Origin of the sequence: Streptomyces sp. NPDC017529, from assembly GCF_044329785.1 — a bacterium.
In the GTDB taxonomy this organism is placed as follows: Bacteria; Actinomycetota; Actinomycetes; order Streptomycetales; family Streptomycetaceae; genus Streptomyces.
This window is the reverse complement of sequence record NZ_JBIRJY010000011.1, coordinates 1-15,345: the sequence shown is the minus strand read 5'-3', so window position 1 is coordinate 15,345 and position 15,345 is coordinate 1. Positions and strand designations below refer to the sequence as shown.

At 71.8% G+C, this 15,345-nt stretch carries 10 protein-coding genes; 6 read left to right on the top strand and 4 right to left on the bottom strand.

Annotation, left to right across the window (positions count from 1 at the left end):
* Window positions 1-3: 3 nt before the first annotated feature.
* Window positions 4-3,177: an ATP-binding protein gene (locus ACH4K4_RS25550; protein ID WP_398170349.1), complete on the top strand. Its 3,174-nt coding sequence runs from the start codon at window positions 4-6 to the stop codon at window positions 3,175-3,177.
* A gap of 79 nt (window positions 3,178-3,256) precedes the next feature.
* On the opposite strand, the gene ACH4K4_RS25545 is transcribed toward ACH4K4_RS25550, so the two are convergent.
* The gene (locus ACH4K4_RS25545) at window positions 3,257-4,762 is read right to left on the bottom strand and encodes a hypothetical protein (RefSeq protein WP_398170348.1); all 1,506 of its coding nucleotides are present in this window, start codon (window positions 4,760-4,762) and stop codon (window positions 3,257-3,259) included.
* 14 nt (window positions 4,763-4,776) lie between these two features.
* Window positions 4,777-6,369, bottom strand: a complete 1,593-nt coding sequence (locus tag ACH4K4_RS25540) for a hypothetical protein (RefSeq protein ID WP_398170347.1) — start codon at window positions 6,367-6,369, stop codon at window positions 4,777-4,779.
* Window positions 6,370-6,629: 260 nt separating this feature from the next.
* On the opposite strand from ACH4K4_RS25540, the gene ACH4K4_RS25535 reads away from it, so the two are divergent.
* Window positions 6,630-8,270, top strand: coding sequence for a carboxylesterase/lipase family protein (locus ACH4K4_RS25535; RefSeq protein WP_398170346.1), 1,641 nt, complete (start codon window positions 6,630-6,632; stop codon window positions 8,268-8,270).
* A 34-nt stretch (window positions 8,271-8,304) separates the two neighbouring features.
* On the opposite strand, the gene ACH4K4_RS25530 is transcribed toward ACH4K4_RS25535, so the two are convergent.
* Both ACH4K4_RS25530 and ACH4K4_RS25525 read right to left on the bottom strand, forming a co-directional pair.
* A complete protein-coding gene (locus ACH4K4_RS25530; protein WP_398170345.1) occupies window positions 8,305-9,558 on the bottom strand; it encodes an RNA polymerase sigma factor in 1,254 nt (417 codons plus the stop codon).
* Between the two features lie 27 nt (window positions 9,559-9,585).
* Window positions 9,586-10,002, bottom strand: coding sequence for a YciI family protein (locus tag ACH4K4_RS25525; RefSeq protein ID WP_398170344.1), 417 nt, complete (start codon window positions 10,000-10,002; stop codon window positions 9,586-9,588).
* Between the two features lie 447 nt (window positions 10,003-10,449).
* On the opposite strand from ACH4K4_RS25525, the gene abc-f reads away from it, so the two are divergent.
* From abc-f to ACH4K4_RS25505, 4 genes are all read left to right on the top strand, one after another.
* Window positions 10,450-12,084, top strand: a complete 1,635-nt coding sequence (abc-f, locus tag ACH4K4_RS25520) for a ribosomal protection-like ABC-F family protein (RefSeq protein ID WP_398170343.1) — start codon at window positions 10,450-10,452, stop codon at window positions 12,082-12,084.
* A gap of 10 nt (window positions 12,085-12,094) precedes the next feature.
* Window positions 12,095-13,045, top strand: coding sequence for a cupin domain-containing protein (locus tag ACH4K4_RS25515; protein ID WP_398170342.1), 951 nt, complete (start codon window positions 12,095-12,097; stop codon window positions 13,043-13,045).
* 173 nt (window positions 13,046-13,218) lie between these two features.
* The gene (locus tag ACH4K4_RS25510) at window positions 13,219-13,947 is read left to right on the top strand and encodes a hypothetical protein (protein WP_398170341.1); all 729 of its coding nucleotides are present in this window, start codon (window positions 13,219-13,221) and stop codon (window positions 13,945-13,947) included.
* Window positions 13,944-15,242, top strand: coding sequence for an ATP-binding protein (locus ACH4K4_RS25505; RefSeq protein WP_398170340.1), 1,299 nt, complete (start codon window positions 13,944-13,946; stop codon window positions 15,240-15,242). Before ACH4K4_RS25510 ends, ACH4K4_RS25505 begins: the two co-directional genes overlap by 4 nt.
* Window positions 15,243-15,345 lie beyond the last annotated feature (103 nt).

Genomic DNA, 15,345 nt, shown 5'->3' with positions numbered 1-15,345 from the left:
CGCATGGAGACCACGCTGATCGGGCGGGAGCACAGCGCAGGGGTGTTGCGGTCCCGCCTGGAGCGGGCGCGCGCCAGTCACGGCGGGCTGGTGATGGTCACGGGCGAGGCCGGCATCGGCAAGACGTCCTTGGTACGCGGCGCGGTGGACGAGGCGCGGGAGCGCGGCGGCATGCTGGTGGTGCACGGCGCCTGCTGGGACGCCGACGGCACCCCCGGCTTCTGGCCGTGGACGCAGGCCGTGCGGAGCCTGCGGCGCGGTGCGACCGCCGGGGAGTGGGAGGGGGCGGCGACGGCCGCCGGTGGAGCGCTTTCCGTCCTGCTGGGCGAGGGCGCGGGCACCGGGGACGCGGTGCGCTTCGAGCTGTTCGACGCGGTGACCACCCTGCTGTCCGTCATGTCGCAGAGCCGCCCCGTGGCCGTGGTGCTGGAGGACCTGCACTGGGCGGACGCCGCGTCGCTGAGCCTGCTGGAGTTCACGGCACAGCACGCCTGGTTCGAGCGGCTGCTCGTGATCGGCACGTACCGGGACGTCGAGGTGCAGCGGCCCGACCACCCCCTGCGGCCGTTGCTGCCGCGGCTCGCGGCCAAAGCCACCACGATCACGTTGACGGGCCTGACCCCGCCGCAGGTCGAGGAACTGGTCACGCGCACGGTCGGCACCCGGCCCGACGCCGCCACGACCGCCGAGGTGTGCGAACGCACCGGCGGCAACCCGTACTTCGTGGAGGAGACGGCCCGCCTGTGGTCCACGGGCCAGCCCGTCGCCGCCGTCGCGCCCGGGGTGCGCGCCGTGGTGCACCGGCGGCTGTCGCTGCTCGGCGAGCCCGCCGTGCGGCTGCTCGGCGCCGCCGCCGTGCTGGGCCGCCGGTTCGAGCGGGGCACACTGGCCCGCACTGCCGGGTCGCCTGAGCCGCTCGCCACCAGTCTGCTCGGGGAGGCGGCCGCAGCCGGGCTGCTGGAACCCTCGGCGGCCGACGCGTACGTCTTCACCCACGACCTGGTACGGGAGACTCTGTACGACGGGCTGACGGCGGACCGGCGCCGCCATCTGCACGCCGCGGCCGTACGCGCCCTGCGGGACACGGCCGGCGCCGGGGACCGGGCGCGGCCCACCGACCTCGCCCGGCACGCCTACTTCGCCGGCCCGGACCTCGACGCGGGCGAGGCGGTGGACATCCTGGTGGCGGCGGCCCGGCACGCCGTGAGCAGGCTGGCGAGCGAGGAGGCCGTGGTGCACTACCGGCATGCGCTGGAACGGCTCGGCACCGGTGACCCGCGCCGCCACGTCCTGCTCGCCCTCGACCTCGGCGCCGAACTCCAGCTCCTCGGCGAGCACGAACGCTCCTGGCTGGTGTACGAGGACGCCGCCACGCTGGCGTCCGGCACGGGCGACGCCGAACTCGTGGGCCGGGTGGCCCTCACACTGCACAGCGCGGACGGCCGGGGCGACCGGACGGGGCTCAAGACCCGGGCGATGCGTGAAGCACACCGCGTACTGGTGCCCGGCCCCCGCGCCACGGACGACGAGCCCGGTGCCCCCGAAATGGGCCCGGCGGAGGGGGTGGCCCGCCGCGTCGTGGCGGCCGCCCGCGCCGCCGCCGACGACGACGCGCTGCACCTGGGGCTGTGGGCGCGCCTGCACGCCGTATGGGAACCGGGCACGGCCGCACAGCGGGTCCGAGTGGCCGGGGAGCTGATGGAGGTGTCCCGCCGCCGGGCCGATGTGTGGATGGAACACCTGGCGGCGTCGATGCGCTGGGTCGCCCTGCTCGAACAGGACGACCCCGGCTTCCTGCGGCAGTTCTACGCCATGGTCGCCGGCGCCGACGCCTGCGGACTGCCTCGGACCAGCATGATCTCGGTCATCGACCGCAGCGTCGTGTACGCGTTCATGGGCCGGTTCCCCGAGGCCGGCGACCTGCTCGCACAGACACTGGCCCTCAGCGGCACCCACGCCAACTACTACCAGTACTTCATCGGCCACCACCGCTGGGCACTGTCCCTCCTCCAAGGCAGCTTCCCCGAGGCGGAGCAGGCCCACCGGACGATGTCCGGGCGGGACCACCTGTACGCCCAAGTCCTCGCGGGCATCACCGCATTGGAGCAGGATGGCTCCTGGTGCGGTCCGGTGCCGTGGCCCGGAGACGGCCCGCCCGGGGACAGCGTGCTGGAACGCGGCATCGCTCCACTGCGGATCCGACTACAGGCGCAGAGCGCGGCGGCGTCCCGTGACCCGGCACGCTGCGAACAGGCACACGCCGCCTTGGCGCCGTACCGAGGGCAGTGGCTGGTCTCCCTGTTCGGCTGGGACATCAGCGGACCGGCAGCCCTGTGGACGGGCATGCTGCACGCTGCCGAGGAGCGATGGGCGGCAGCGGTACGCGACCTCACCTCCGCCCGGCAGTCGGCCGACCGGCTCCTCGGCCGCCCCTGGTCGGTTCGCGCCCGTACGGAACTGGCCTGCGCCCTGCTCGCCCGCGCGGACCACGGCGACAAGGAACGGGCCACCGCCCTGTTGCGTGACGCCGAGGCCGAAGCCCGCGAGCTGGGCATGCCCCACATCGTCAACCGGACCCGCGCCCTCCTCCCCGCACCCGCCCCGCCCATCACCCCCCATACCCACCAACCGGAGCGGGAGTTCGTACGCAACGGCGCCGTGTGGCGCCTTCGCTACGCGGGCCGCACCGTCCACGTCCCCGACGCCAAAGGACTGGCTGACCTGCACACGCTGCTCAGCTGCCCCGGCCAGAACGTCCCGGCCGTTCGCCTGCTGTACCCGGACAGCGCGCCCATGGCAGCGGCGGCGGGCACCCTAGGAAGCGACGCGGTCCTGGACGACGAAGCGAAGGCCCGCTACCGGCGGCGCCTGGACCAGTTGGACGAGGAGATCGACAGCGCAGCCGCCCGCGGCGACGACCGCGTGGCCGCAGCGTACGACCACGAGCGCGAGGCTCTGCTCGCCGAACTCCGCAAGGCCGCGGGCCTGGCCGGCCGCTCCCGCCGCCTGGGCGACGAGACCGACCGCGCCCGTAAGAACGTCACCGCCCGCATCCGGGACACCCTGCGCCGCCTGGGAGAACACCACCCCGAACTCGCGGCCCACCTCCGAGCGGCCGTGTCGACCGGCGGGATGTGCCGTTATGCGCCGGACCACGAGGTGCGGTGGCGCCTGTGAACACGTGGGAAAAGACCGCAGGACGGCCGCCCCGCACCCCCGTGCGCGCGGGGCGGCCGTCCAGCGGCGCCGTCGGCGTCTAAGCCAACGTCGGGGCAGAGGCCGGGGCGGCAGCGGCCTCGGGTGGGTCGTTGGCCAGGTCGCCTTCCATATCGACCCAGGTGTCGTTCCAGGCGTGGCCCTGCTCGGGCCCTCGCTGCCAGGTATGAGTGACGTGCCCGTTGGACTCCCGCCCGAAAGCGGACAGGGAACCATGCGGGTTCAGCACCACCGCCGGATCACTGGTGAGACGACCACCCAACGGCGTCCAAGCCGACCACGGCCCACCCGTCCCGGACTGCCAACGATGATGCAAACCCTCATCGGCACCACGCGCGAACAACACCATCCCGCCATCACGCCCGACAAGAACAGTGGGCCGCCCCTGCACGGAACCCTCCATATCCGCCCACGAGTCATTCCAGGCGAAACCCTGCTCCGGCCCCCGCTGCCACGTATGCGTCACCCGCCCCGCCGGGTCCCGGGCGAAGACCGACAACGCACCATTCGGACTCAGCACCACCGCCGGATCACTGGCCACACGCCCACCCAACGGCGTCCAAGCCGACCACGGCCCACCCGTCCCAGACTGCCAGCGGTGATGCAAACCCTCATCGGCACCACGCGCGAACAACACCATCCCGCCATCACGCCCGACAAGAACAGTGGGCCGCCCCTGCACGGAACCCTCCATATCCGCCCAAGTCTCGTTCCAGGCGAAACCCTGCTCGGGTCCACGCTGCCAGGTATGCGTCACCCGCCCACCCGGATCCCGCGCAAAGACCGACAACGCACCATTCGGACTCAGCACCACCGCCGGATCACTCGCCACACGACCACCCAACGACACCCAATTCGGCGCCCACTCACCAGCCTCCGACTGCCACGTATGCCACAACGCCCCATCACCACCACGCACAAACACCACCAACTTCCCGTACCGCCCCACCAAAGCCCACGGCCGCCCCACCACACCCCCCACAGGCCGCCCCAACGACGCCCACCCCGACCACGCACCACCAGCCACACCCTGCCAACGATGCACCACCTCACCCGACCCACCAACACCAAAAACGACCATCCCCGAACCGGAATCCACCACCGACGGCACCCCCACACTCACCCGGGCCGTTGTCTGCGGAGCGCCCACCGCGTTCCGCGCCTCTTCGAGGAGCGCCCGCGCCTTGGCCTCGGCCTCGTCGTAGCGGTCGGGAAACGCGGAGCGCTGTACTCGCTGTGCCGTCTGGCCTGGGGTCAGTTGGGGGTTCTGCTGCTCGACGCGGACGGCCCGGGTGAAGAACTGGGTGGCCGCGTAAGGCACCTGCATGATCTCTTGCGGTGTGCCCCACCCCTGGCTAGGGCGTTGCTGGAAGACCCCGAGCGAGTCGCGGTCGCCGCACTGGAGGTTGTTCATGTGTGACTCGACCCAGCCGGCCTCGAAGCCGGCGAGCATCACCTTGTCGGAGACACCGAGGCCGCGTCCGACGATGTAGACGGCCTTGGTGACTTCCAGGTCACGGTTGGGTGGAACGGGGCAGGGTGCCATGACGATTCTCCTGTCTACGCGGGTGTCGCGGCGGGGGTCTGGGCGGGGGGCGTGTCGTTGGCAGCGGCCTCGGGTGGGTCGTTGATCAGGTCGCCTTCCATATCGACCCAGGTGTCGTTCCAGGCGTGGCCGTGCTCGGGCCCGTGCTGCCAGGTATGAGTGACGTGCCCGTTGGGCTGCCGCCCGAAAGCGGACAGGGAACCATGCGGGTTCAGCACCACCGCCGGATCGCTGGTGAGACGACCATGCAACGGCGTCCAAGCCGACCACGGTCCGCCCGTCCCGGTCTGCCAGCGGTGATGCAGACCCTCATCGGTGCCACGCGCGAACAGCACCATCCCGCCATCACGCCCGACGAGAACGGTGGGCCGACCCTGTACGGAACCCTCCATGTCCGCCCACGTGTCATTCCAGGCGTAACCCTGCTCGGGTCCCCGCTGCCACGTATGCGTCACCCGCCCCGCCGGATCCCGCGCAAAGACCGACAACGCACCATTCGGACTCAGCACCACCGCCGGATCACTGGCCACACGCCCACCCAACGGCGTCCAAGCCGACCACGGCCCACCCGTCCCGGACTGCCAGCGGTGATGCAGACCCTCATCGGTGCCACGCGCGAACAACACCATCCCGCCATCACGCCCGACAAGAACAGTGGGCCGCCCCTGCACGGAACCCTCCATATCCGCCCACGAGTCATTCCACGCATAACCCTGCTCCGGCCCCCGCTGCCACGTATGCGTCACCCGCCCACCCGGATCCCGCGCGAACACCGACAACGCACCATTCGGACTCAGCACCACCGCCGGATCACTCGCCACACGACCACCCAACGACACCCAATTCGGCGCCCACTCACCAGCCTCCGACTGCCACGTATGCCACAACACCCCATCACCACCACGCACAAACACCACCAACTTCCCGTACCGCCCCACCAAAGCCCACGGCCGCCCCACCACACCCCCCACAGGCCGCCCCAACGACGTCCACCCCGACCAAGCACCACCAGCCACACCCTGCCAACGATGCACCACCTCACCCGACCCACCAACACCAAAAACGACCATCCCCGAACCGGAATCCACCACCGACGGCACCCCCACACTCACCCGGGAGCTTGTCCGGGGAGCCGCGTCCGTCCACCAGGTGGTTTCCTTGCGGGCGCCGGGCCAGGAGAAGCTGAAGTGGATGTGGTTGGTGTGCGGGTTGCTGCCCCGGTACGGCTGCCAGCCTGCGTCGGGGCGGTTCGCCATCCAGATGCGCCGGTTCCAGATCATGTACATCACGCCGAAGCGGCGGGCCAGTGCGTGGTGGTTGCCGTGCCGGTCGGTGGCGTGCAACCAGTTGATCAAGTCGTCCGCCAGGTGGGCCTGGCCGTTGACCTCGACGCCCCAGTCCCAGGCCCGGCCTTCCTTGTGTTCGCTCTGGCCGCCGCTGCCGCAGGACCGGCTGATGCCCAGGTCCCGGGTGCCCGCGTAGGCGGCGAGGACGAGGTCGCGGAAGCCGGCGACGCCGGGCTTGGCGGCGGGGTCGCAGTCGCGCTGCGGGTCGTACGGCGCGTACGGGTCGATGCGTGGTCCGAAGTCGGGTGCGGTCGGCGCCATGGGGACTCCCGAAGGTCGGCCGCCTCCCTGTGAGGCGGCTCTGCCCTTGAGGCGCGTGATCGCTCGTGGCAGTTGCCAGATGCGATCGCGCGCCTTCAGGGAAAACGGCGTTTTCGCCGGACGCATGTGCGACCTGGCCCCTGAAGGGGTGACTGCGTGGCGTGTGTCCAGGGGCTTACGTGTCCGGGCGGTCGTCGCCGGCGTTGCCGTGTCGTTCGGACGGTTGGCCGGTCGATCGGTGGGTGAGAGGGGAGCGTGCCATGAGGGTTCGGAGCGGGCCGAGGAGACTGGCCGGAGCCGCGGTGGCGGCGGTTTTCCTGAGTGCGGGAGCCGTCGCGTCGGCGGTGCCCTGCGGGGTACGGCCGGGAGGCGGGGCGGTGGAGGAGCGGGTGACCGTACGGACCGATGCCGGTCTGGTACGGGGCGTGCGATCCGCGCGGCACCGGCTCTTCCAGGGCATCCCGTATGCCGGAGCGCCCAAGGGTGCGTACCGGTGGGCGGCGCCCCGGCCGGTGCGGCCGTGGCAGGGGGTCAGGGACGCGGCCAAGCCGGGACCGCTGTGTCCGCAGGTGCCGTCCCAGTACGCGCAGGTGTCCAGCGAGGAGGAGGACTGCCTGGTCCTGAACGTCACCGCGCCCGCCGCCGTACGGCACCGCCCCGCCCCCGTACTGGTGTGGATCCACGGTGACGGAACGGTCGGCGCGGGCAGCTTCTTCGACGCGCGCCGACTGGCCGGCCGCGGCGTCGTGGTCGTCACCGTCAACTACCGGCTGGGGGTCTTCGGCGGCTTCGCGCACCCGGGGCTGCGGGGCTCGGGGACCTTCGGGCTCCAGGACCAGCAGGCCGCGTTGCGCTGGGTGCGGCGCAACGCGGCGGCCTTCGGGGGCGACGCCACGCGCGTGACCGTGGCGGGCTCCTCGTTCGGCGCCTCGGCCATCGCGGGGCACCTCACCTCCCCCGGGGCGCGCGGGCTCTTCCATCGGGCCGTGCTGGCGAGTGGCGAGGGCATGATGGACATGCCGGCCGGGGCGATGGGCCCGGACGTGCCCGGCTACCCGTGGTTCGTCTGGCGCACGGCCCGGGAGGCGGCGGAGATCAGCGCGGAGATGACCTCGTCGCTCGGGTGCGCGGCGCCCGACCCCGCACGCACGCTGCGGTGTCTGCGAGCCCTGCCGGTCAAGAAGATCCTCCGGGTGCCGTACATCATGAACGCCTTCCAGATCTTCGCCTACGGCAACGAGACGCTGCCTCGGCTGCCGGCCCGGTCCCTGCGCGAGGGGCGCTTCCACCGGGTGCCGGTGCTGTCGGGCGCGACCCGCGACGAACACCGCACGTTCGTGGGGCTGTTGTACGACGCCGTCGGCAAGCGGTTCACCGAGGAGGACTACCAACGGGCGCTCACGAAGGCGTTCGGCAGCCGCGCGGGCGCGGTGCGCGCGCAGTACCCGTTGACGCAGTTCCCGTCACCGGCCATCGCCTGGTCGGCCGTCGTCACCGACCGGATGTGGGCCCGGGGCATCCACGCGCAGCACGCGGCACTCTCGCGGCGCGTTCCGACGTACGCCTACGAGTTCGCCGACCGCAACGCTCCCCTGTACCTCCCGCTGCCGGGCCGCTTCGACTTCGGCGCCTATCACGCGGGCGACACGCCGTACCTGTTCGAGGAGCCCGAGGCCGGCAAGCGCTTCACGGCGGCGCAGCGGTGGCTGTCGGACACCATGACGGACCAGTGGGCCGCCTTCGCCCGCACCGGCACGCCCAATGGGCCCCGCCTTCCGGTCTGGCGTCCGTACCGGGGCGCGGGCGCGCGACCGTACACCCAGTCGCTGGCACCGGACCGGATCGGCCCCGTCGACTACGCCCGTGAGCATGCCCTCGGCTTCTGGCGCCGGTTCCCGTAGGGCGGGCGGAGCCGCCGGGTGGGCGGGCGCCCCGTCATCCCAGGCGGGCCGCTCGGGAGCGCAGGTAGCGCTTTTCGGGGAGGCTGAGAGTTCGGTCGGCCGCCAACTCGTAGGCTCTGCGCGCTGCTTCGTGCCGTCCGGCCACCTCCAGCAGGTGGCCGCGCACTGCTTCCAGCCGGTGGTGGCCGTGCAGCCGGTCGTCCTCCTCCAGGGTGCGCAGCATGTCCAGGCCGGCCTGCGGGCCGTGTGCCATCGCGGTCGCGACGGCGTGGTTGAGGGTGACCACGGGGCTCGGTGCGAGGCGTTGCAGGACGCTGTAGAGGGCGCAGATCTGCGGCCAGTCGGTTTCCCCGGTGCTGGGGGCCTCGTCGTGTACGGCCGCGATGGCGGCCTGGATCTGGTACGGGCCGACGGGGGCCGGGGACCGCAGCGCGCCGGTGATCAGGGCCACGCCCTCGTCGATGGCCGCCTTGTCCCAGCGCCCGCGGTCCTGCTCGGCCAGCGGAACCAGTGAGCCGTCGGCACCGGTGCGGGCGGCGCGGCGCGCGTCGGTCAGCAGCATCAGGGCCAGCAGCCCGGTCGTCTCGCCGTCGTCGGGCAGCAGCCGCACGGCCGCGCGGGTCAGGCGGATGGCCTCGGCGGCCAGGTCGGCGCGCTGGAGACTGGGGCCGGAGGTCGCCGTGTACCCCTCGTTGAAGATCAGGTACAGGATCTTGAGGACGGCGGTCAGCCGGGTCGCGCGTTCCTGTCCTGCGGGCTGCTCGAAGCGGAAGTGGCCGCCGGCCGTCCTGATGCGCTGCTTGGCCCGGCTGATCCGCTGAGCCATCGTCGCCTCCGGGACCAGGTGGGCGCGGGCGATCTCGGCGGTGGTCAGCCCGCCGACGGCGCGCAGGGTGAGCGCGGTCTGCAAGGTTTCGCTCAGCGCCGGGTGGCAGCACAGGAACAGCAGGGTCAGCGTGTCGTCCTCGGTGGGGAGGCGGCTTTCGCCGGGTGGCGGCGCGTGCCAGGCGTCGCGCGGGGTGAGCCGGGCGGCGTTCTCCTCGCGGCGGCGCCGGGCCTCCTCGCTGCGCAGCAGGTCGGTCAGGCGGCGGGCCGCGACCTTGATCAGCCAGCCGCGCGGGTTGGCGGGGCGGCCCTCGCGCGGCCACTGCTCGGACGCCGCCAGCAGGGCTTCCTGTACGGCGTCCTCGGCGGTGTCGAAGTGTCCGTAGCGCCGTACGAGCGCGCCGAGGACCTGCGGCGCCAGGCGGCGCAGGTCCTCGGAGTCGTCCCGGCGGGGGTGTCCCACCGTCTCTCCCGTCCGGTCCCGGCCCGTTCAGCTCTCGACCGTGTCCGGCACCTCGCCGATGGGGCGCACGACGATCGGGTAGTCGGGGGAGTTCGCGGGGGTCGGGCATTCCAGGACACGGGCGGCGATCTCGGTGACCCGCTCGAAGCTGGCACAGTCCAGGAGCCAGTAACCGGCCAGCATCTCCTTGGTCTCGCCGTACGGCCCGTCGGTGATCTCGACACCGTTCTTGCCGCGGGAGATCAGCCGGGTCTGCGCGGGCTCGGCCAGGCCCTGGGCGTCGATCAGTTCACCGGACTCGGCGAGGTCGTTGTTGATGGCGCCCATGTGGTCGAACATCGCCTGGAGATCCTTCTGGGACCATTCGGGGATGCCCTCGGCCCCCTTGCCGCTCTGTGCGTCGTAGTCGGCCTGGCTGGCGAGGACCATCATCATGTACTTCATTGCGCTACCTCTCCTTCGGGGTGGGCGCCCGCGTCGGCGCCTCTCGGACGAGACGTCGGAGCGCATGGGGAGTTCTCGACACGACCGGCGAAAGATTCTTGTACTCCGTTTCCGTCTCTTAGAGAAGTGCTCGCGCACCCGGCCCGCAACCCGCGGTGCGACGCGCTCGGGAGCCGGGTCCGCGGGCCGTACGCCGCACCGTTTCGGACCGGGAAAATATTCCGCACGGCGATCACGTGTTGCTGTTAGCCTGGCGAGGACGTGATCTCGGATCGAGGAGATGCAGCTGTGGCGGGTGACGACGACATCTCCGGGTGATACCCGGACCTGACGGCCGCCGGCCGGTGCGTGGAAGCACCGCCGTGGTGGCCGCCTCGTCGTGCCCTCCAGCCCGCCCTCCCGGGAACCGGTGTCCGCCGGGCCCGTGGTGTTTCTCCGAGGTACCCCATGTCCGACGCTTCCGTCGTCTGCTCGAACCTGTCCTTCTCCTGGCCCGACGACACCCCCGTCTTCCAGGACCTGTCCTTCACCGTGGGTCCCGGCCGTACGGGCCTGGTCGCGCCCAACGGGTCCGGCAAGAGCACCCTGCTCAAGCTCGTCGCCGGCGAGCTGCGGCCCGCCGGCGGGTCCGTGTCCGTCTCCGGCGTCCTCGGCTACCTCCCCCAGAGCCTCCCCCTCGCCGCCGGCCTCACCGTCGCCGAGGTACTGGGCGTCGCCGAGGTGATCCGGGCCCTGGACGCCGTGGAGTCCGGCGACGTGAGCGAGGAGCACTTCGCGACCATCGGCGACGACTGGGACATCGAGGAACGCACGCGGGCCCAGCTCGACCGGCTCGGTCTCACGGAGCTGTCCCTCGATCGCGGCCTGAGCACGCTCAGCGGCGGCCAGGTCGTCTCGCTCGGCCTGGCGGCGCAGCTGCTCAAGCGGCCCGACGTCCTGCTGCTCGACGAGCCGACGAACAACCTCGACCTCGACGCGCGCCACAAGCTCTACGGCGTACTGGAGGACTGGCACGGCTGTCTGCTCCTCGTCAGCCACGACCGCGCGCTGCTCGACCGGATGGACCGCATCGCCGAACTCGACCGCGGCGCGCTGCGTCTGTACGGCGGCAACTTCACCGCGTACGAGGAAGCCGTACAGGCCGAGCAGGAGGCCGCCGAGAAGAACGTGCGCAACGCCGAGCAGGAACTCAAGCGCGAGAAACGCGAGTTGCAGCAGGCCCGCGAGCGCGCCGACCGCCGGGCGAGCAACGCCTCCCGCAACCTGAAGAACGCGGGCCTGCCCCGCATCTTCGCCGGGAACATGAAGCGCGGGGCCCAGGAGTCGGCCGGCCGGGCGGGCCAGATGCACGCCTCCCGGGTCAGCGAGGCCAAGGCCCGCCTGGACGAGGCGGGGCGTGCCGTGCGCGACGAGCAGCGCATCACGCTGGACCTGCCCGACACCAATGTGCCGGCGGGCCGCAACCTGTTCCTCGGCGAGGGCCTCCGCGTCAGCCACGGCGAGCGGCCCCTGTTCGCGGCCGACGGAGTCGACCTGACGATCCGGGGCCCCGAACGCATCGCGCTGACCGGCCCCAACGGCGCCGGAAAGACCACGCTGCTGCGCCTGCTGTACGGCGACCTCGAACCCGACGCGGGGCAGATCAAGCGGGCCGGCAGCCGGATCGCCTACCTCTCGCAGCGCCTTGACGTACTCGACCTCGACCGGACCGTGGCCGAGAACTTCGCCGTGTCCGCCCCGCACCGTACGGAGGCGGAGCGGATGAACCTGCTCGCCCGCTTCCTCTTCCGGGGACCTCGGGCCCACCTGCCGGTGCGTGTGCTGTCCGGTGGCGAGCGGCTGCGCGCCACTCTCGCCTGCGTGCTGTGCGCCGAACCGGCCCCGCAGCTCTTGCTCCTGGACGAGCCGACGAACAACCTCGACCTGGTCAGCGCCGGGCAGTTGGAGAGCGCGCTGGCCTCCTATCAGGGGGCGTTCGTCGTCGTCAGCCATGACGAACACTTCCTCGCCCGCGTCGGCATCGGCCGCTGGCTTCGGCTGGCCGACGGCACACTGCGGGAGACGGCGGCCCCCGAGGGGTGACGCGCCGGAAATGGGCTACGGCCACCGGGCCGGCCGGGTGCAGCAGGTCTGCCGGCGGGTACGCAACGCCACCCGCCGGCTCGGCGAACTGGAGCGGACCCAGGTCGGCGAACCGCCCCGGCCCTTGCGTCTGCACGCCACCGCGCCGGCCGTCGAGCCGGCGCAGGAACCCACGGAAGGGCCGGCCTGTGCCCTCGTGGACAGCAGTCTCGTCGCGCTGCGCGACGCACGTACACCCGGTCGGCTGAGCATCGCGCACCTGGACACCCCGCCGGGGGACCGCCTCCTGGACACGGGAGACAACGGCTCCGGAAAGTCGACGCTGCTGTCCCTGCTGGCCGGGCTGCTCCGCGCCGAGGGCGAGATACGCAGGCGGCCGGGCCTTTCCGTGGGGCTGCTGACGCAGGACACAGTGTTCGAGCACCCGGACCGCACGGTGCGCGACGCCTACACGCACGCACTGGCCCTCCTGATGGCGCGCCCGCCGCAGCTTCTGCTGCTCGACGAGCCCACGAACCACCTGTCCCCGCGCCCGTGCGACGAGCTGGAAGACGCCCTCGGTGCCGGTCCTGGCGCGATCGTCCTGGCCAGCCACGACCGGTGGCTGTGCGCATGCTGGCAGGGCCGCCGACTGCGGCTGCACGCCCCGGGCAGCCCCGCCGGCGCGGGAGTGGAGGGGATCACCTACACCCTCCTCAACCCCAACCCCGTCGGCCGGCTCGAAATGATGATCCTTGAGGTGACTCCGGGCGCGTCGTCCGGAGACCAGCCGCACACCCACTCGGGCGAAGAGGTGGAGCTCCTCCTCAGCGGCGAGCTCGACTACTGGGTCGACGGAGTCCACTACCACCTGCGCCCCGGCGACAGCGTCAGCTTCGAGTCCTCCACTCCGCACCGCTACCGCAACCCGGGCACGGTCCCAGCGGTCTGTGCCTGGTCGGAAACCCCGCCGGGCTTCTGATCCCTGGTGCCTGGCAAGGCGGCGTCGGCCGCGAGGCGCCGCGGTAACGGCACCGTTCGAACCCTTATGGGTAGGCGTTACACAGCTGCCGGATTGCCGCAACAGAGGACAGCCAGCATCGTGACGACGTGGGTCCTCCGGCCCGCGCCTGCGCACCACCGACGGGAAACGATGTGCTCCTCCCCCACCTCCGGCCACCCACCGGCCACGCACGGACCGGGCCGACGCTCCTTGCCGCGGGGACGGCTGCCGCGCTGCTGAGCGGCTGTACGCAGACCGAGGCGCCCAAGAGCGCCAGGCAGACGCAGGCCGCCTCCGCGCCGGCGCGGCTGTGGCAGGAGCCCACGCAGGCGCCCTCCCCCAGTCAGAAGGGGTCCGACGCCCGGCCCACTCCGCTGCGCGGGGTGCCGAAGGTGCCGTCCGGCGACATTCACCAGGCATCGTGGCTCGGCATCGTCCAAGCACAGGCCACCGTCGGCGTCACGATGAACAACGCACTGCCGTTCGACGAGGAGACCACGCAGAAGATCAAGCGGTGTACGGCGGAGCCGCGGCACGACAACGAGTGTCCGGTACGGGCTCCCCGTTACCGGGACCTCAACGGTGACGGGAAGGACGAGCTGATCGTCGGCGTCAAGGGGCAGGGCGAGCTGACCGTCTGGGCCTTCATGGTCAAGGACGGGCAGGTGGTACGGATCCTGGACACCTTCGCCCGGCCACTGTCGGTGGAGGTGACGGGCCGGGACGTGATCCTGCGCGAGCCCAGCGGATCGGCCGGCTACGAGCAGCGTACGGTCTACTCCTGGAACGAACGGGAGCAGTCCATGGCACTGCGGATCACGGAGTACGACGCGCTCCGCCCGACCTCTTCCGGTTCCTCCTCCCCGGAGGCCGCGCGATGAGCGCCCGCACCCCACGAACCGGCACCCGCCGACGGCTGCGCCTGCCCTCCTTCACCGCGACGCTGCGCTGGAAAGCCGCCCTGTTCATCACCGTGATGTGCTGCCTGCTGGCCACCGTCCTCGGCGTACTCGTCCACGTCCTGGTCAGCCGCCAAAGCGAGAACCAGGCCCGCAACGCCGCCCTCACCCAACTCGACACCACTGTCAAGGCCTACACCACCGGCGAACCCCTCGGCCCCAACGCCCGCCTCGACCCACCCGATCTCCCGCCCGCGCTACGCACCCTGACCCAACACGGCCAACGCGCCACGCAGCTCGCCGACCACGACGGGACCCCCGTCATGTGGGCCGCCACCCCCGCCGACGGCAAGGCCCTCGCCGTCCACGAGGACTACACCCCTCGCGCCGCCGTCATCCGCGGCCTCGACCAGGCCATCATCGGCTCTGCCGCCGTCGCCATCACCCTCACTCTCCTCATCGGCCTCTACGCCACCCAAAACGTCACCCGGCGCCTCGACCGCACCGCCCACATCGCCCGCCGCATCAGCACCGGCGACCTCGACGCCCGCGTCGACGACCCCCGCGCCCACCACCCCGCCTACACCCGTGACGAGACCGCCGCCGTCGCCGCAGCCCTCGACGCCATGGCCGCCAGCCTCCAAAGCAAACTCCACAGCGAACAACGCTTCACCGCCGACGTCGCCCACGAACTCCGCACCCCCCTCACCGGCCTGCACACCGCCGCCGAACTCCTCCCGCCCGGACGCCCCACCGAAATGGTCCAAGAACGCGTCCACGCCATGCGCCGCCTGACCGAAGACCTCCTCGAAATCTCCCGCCTCGACGCCGAAGTCGAACACGCCGAGCTCGACACCCACCAACTGGGCCCCCTCGCCCACCGCACCGTCCACACCACCGCCCTGCCCACCACCATCCACATCCTCAACGACTGCCACATCGAAACCGACCAACGCCGGCTCCAACGGGTCCTCGCCAACCTCATCGCCAACGCCCACAAACACGGCCGCCCCCCGGTCACCCTCACCATCGACGGCCCTCGCATCACCATCCGCGACCACGGCGACGGCTACCCCGACGAACTCCTCACCGAAGGCCCCCAACGCTTCCGCACCCGCCCCCAGCGCAACAAGGCAACCGGCGGACACGGCCTCGGCCTCACCATCGCCCAAGGCCAGGCCCGCGTCCTCGGCGCCACTCTCCACTTCGCCAACGCCCCCGACGGCGGCGCCGTCGCCACACTCACCCTGCACCCACCGAACGCAGACCGCCCCTGAAACAGGGACCGGAAATGCGGAAAGCCCCGCACCATACGGTGCGGGGCTTCCCACTCACAATTTGTTCGGCGGCGTCCTACTCTCCCACAGGGTCCCCCCTGCA

What these genes read in the sequence shown, in the direction of transcription:
- ACH4K4_RS25515 (WP_398170342.1), top strand. Translation starts at nt 12,095, where the DNA reads ATGGGCTACGGCCACCGGGCCGGCCGGGTGCAGCAGGTCTGCCGGCGG.
- ACH4K4_RS25505 (WP_398170340.1), top strand. Translation starts at nt 13,944, where the DNA reads ATGAGCGCCCGCACCCCACGAACCGGCACCCGCCGACGGCTGCGCCTG.
- ACH4K4_RS25535 (WP_398170346.1), top strand. Translation starts at nt 6,630, where the DNA reads ATGAGGGTTCGGAGCGGGCCGAGGAGACTGGCCGGAGCCGCGGTGGCG.
- ACH4K4_RS25550 (WP_398170349.1), top strand. Translation starts at nt 4, where the DNA reads ATGGAGACCACGCTGATCGGGCGGGAGCACAGCGCAGGGGTGTTGCGG.
- ACH4K4_RS25545 (WP_398170348.1), bottom strand. Translation starts at nt 4,762, where the DNA reads ATGGCACCCTGCCCCGTTCCACCCAACCGTGACCTGGAAGTCACCAAG.
- ACH4K4_RS25540 (WP_398170347.1), bottom strand. Translation starts at nt 6,369, where the DNA reads ATGGCGCCGACCGCACCCGACTTCGGACCACGCATCGACCCGTACGCG.
- abc-f (WP_398170343.1), top strand. Translation starts at nt 10,450, where the DNA reads ATGTCCGACGCTTCCGTCGTCTGCTCGAACCTGTCCTTCTCCTGGCCC.
- ACH4K4_RS25525 (WP_398170344.1), bottom strand. Translation starts at nt 10,002, where the DNA reads ATGAAGTACATGATGATGGTCCTCGCCAGCCAGGCCGACTACGACGCA.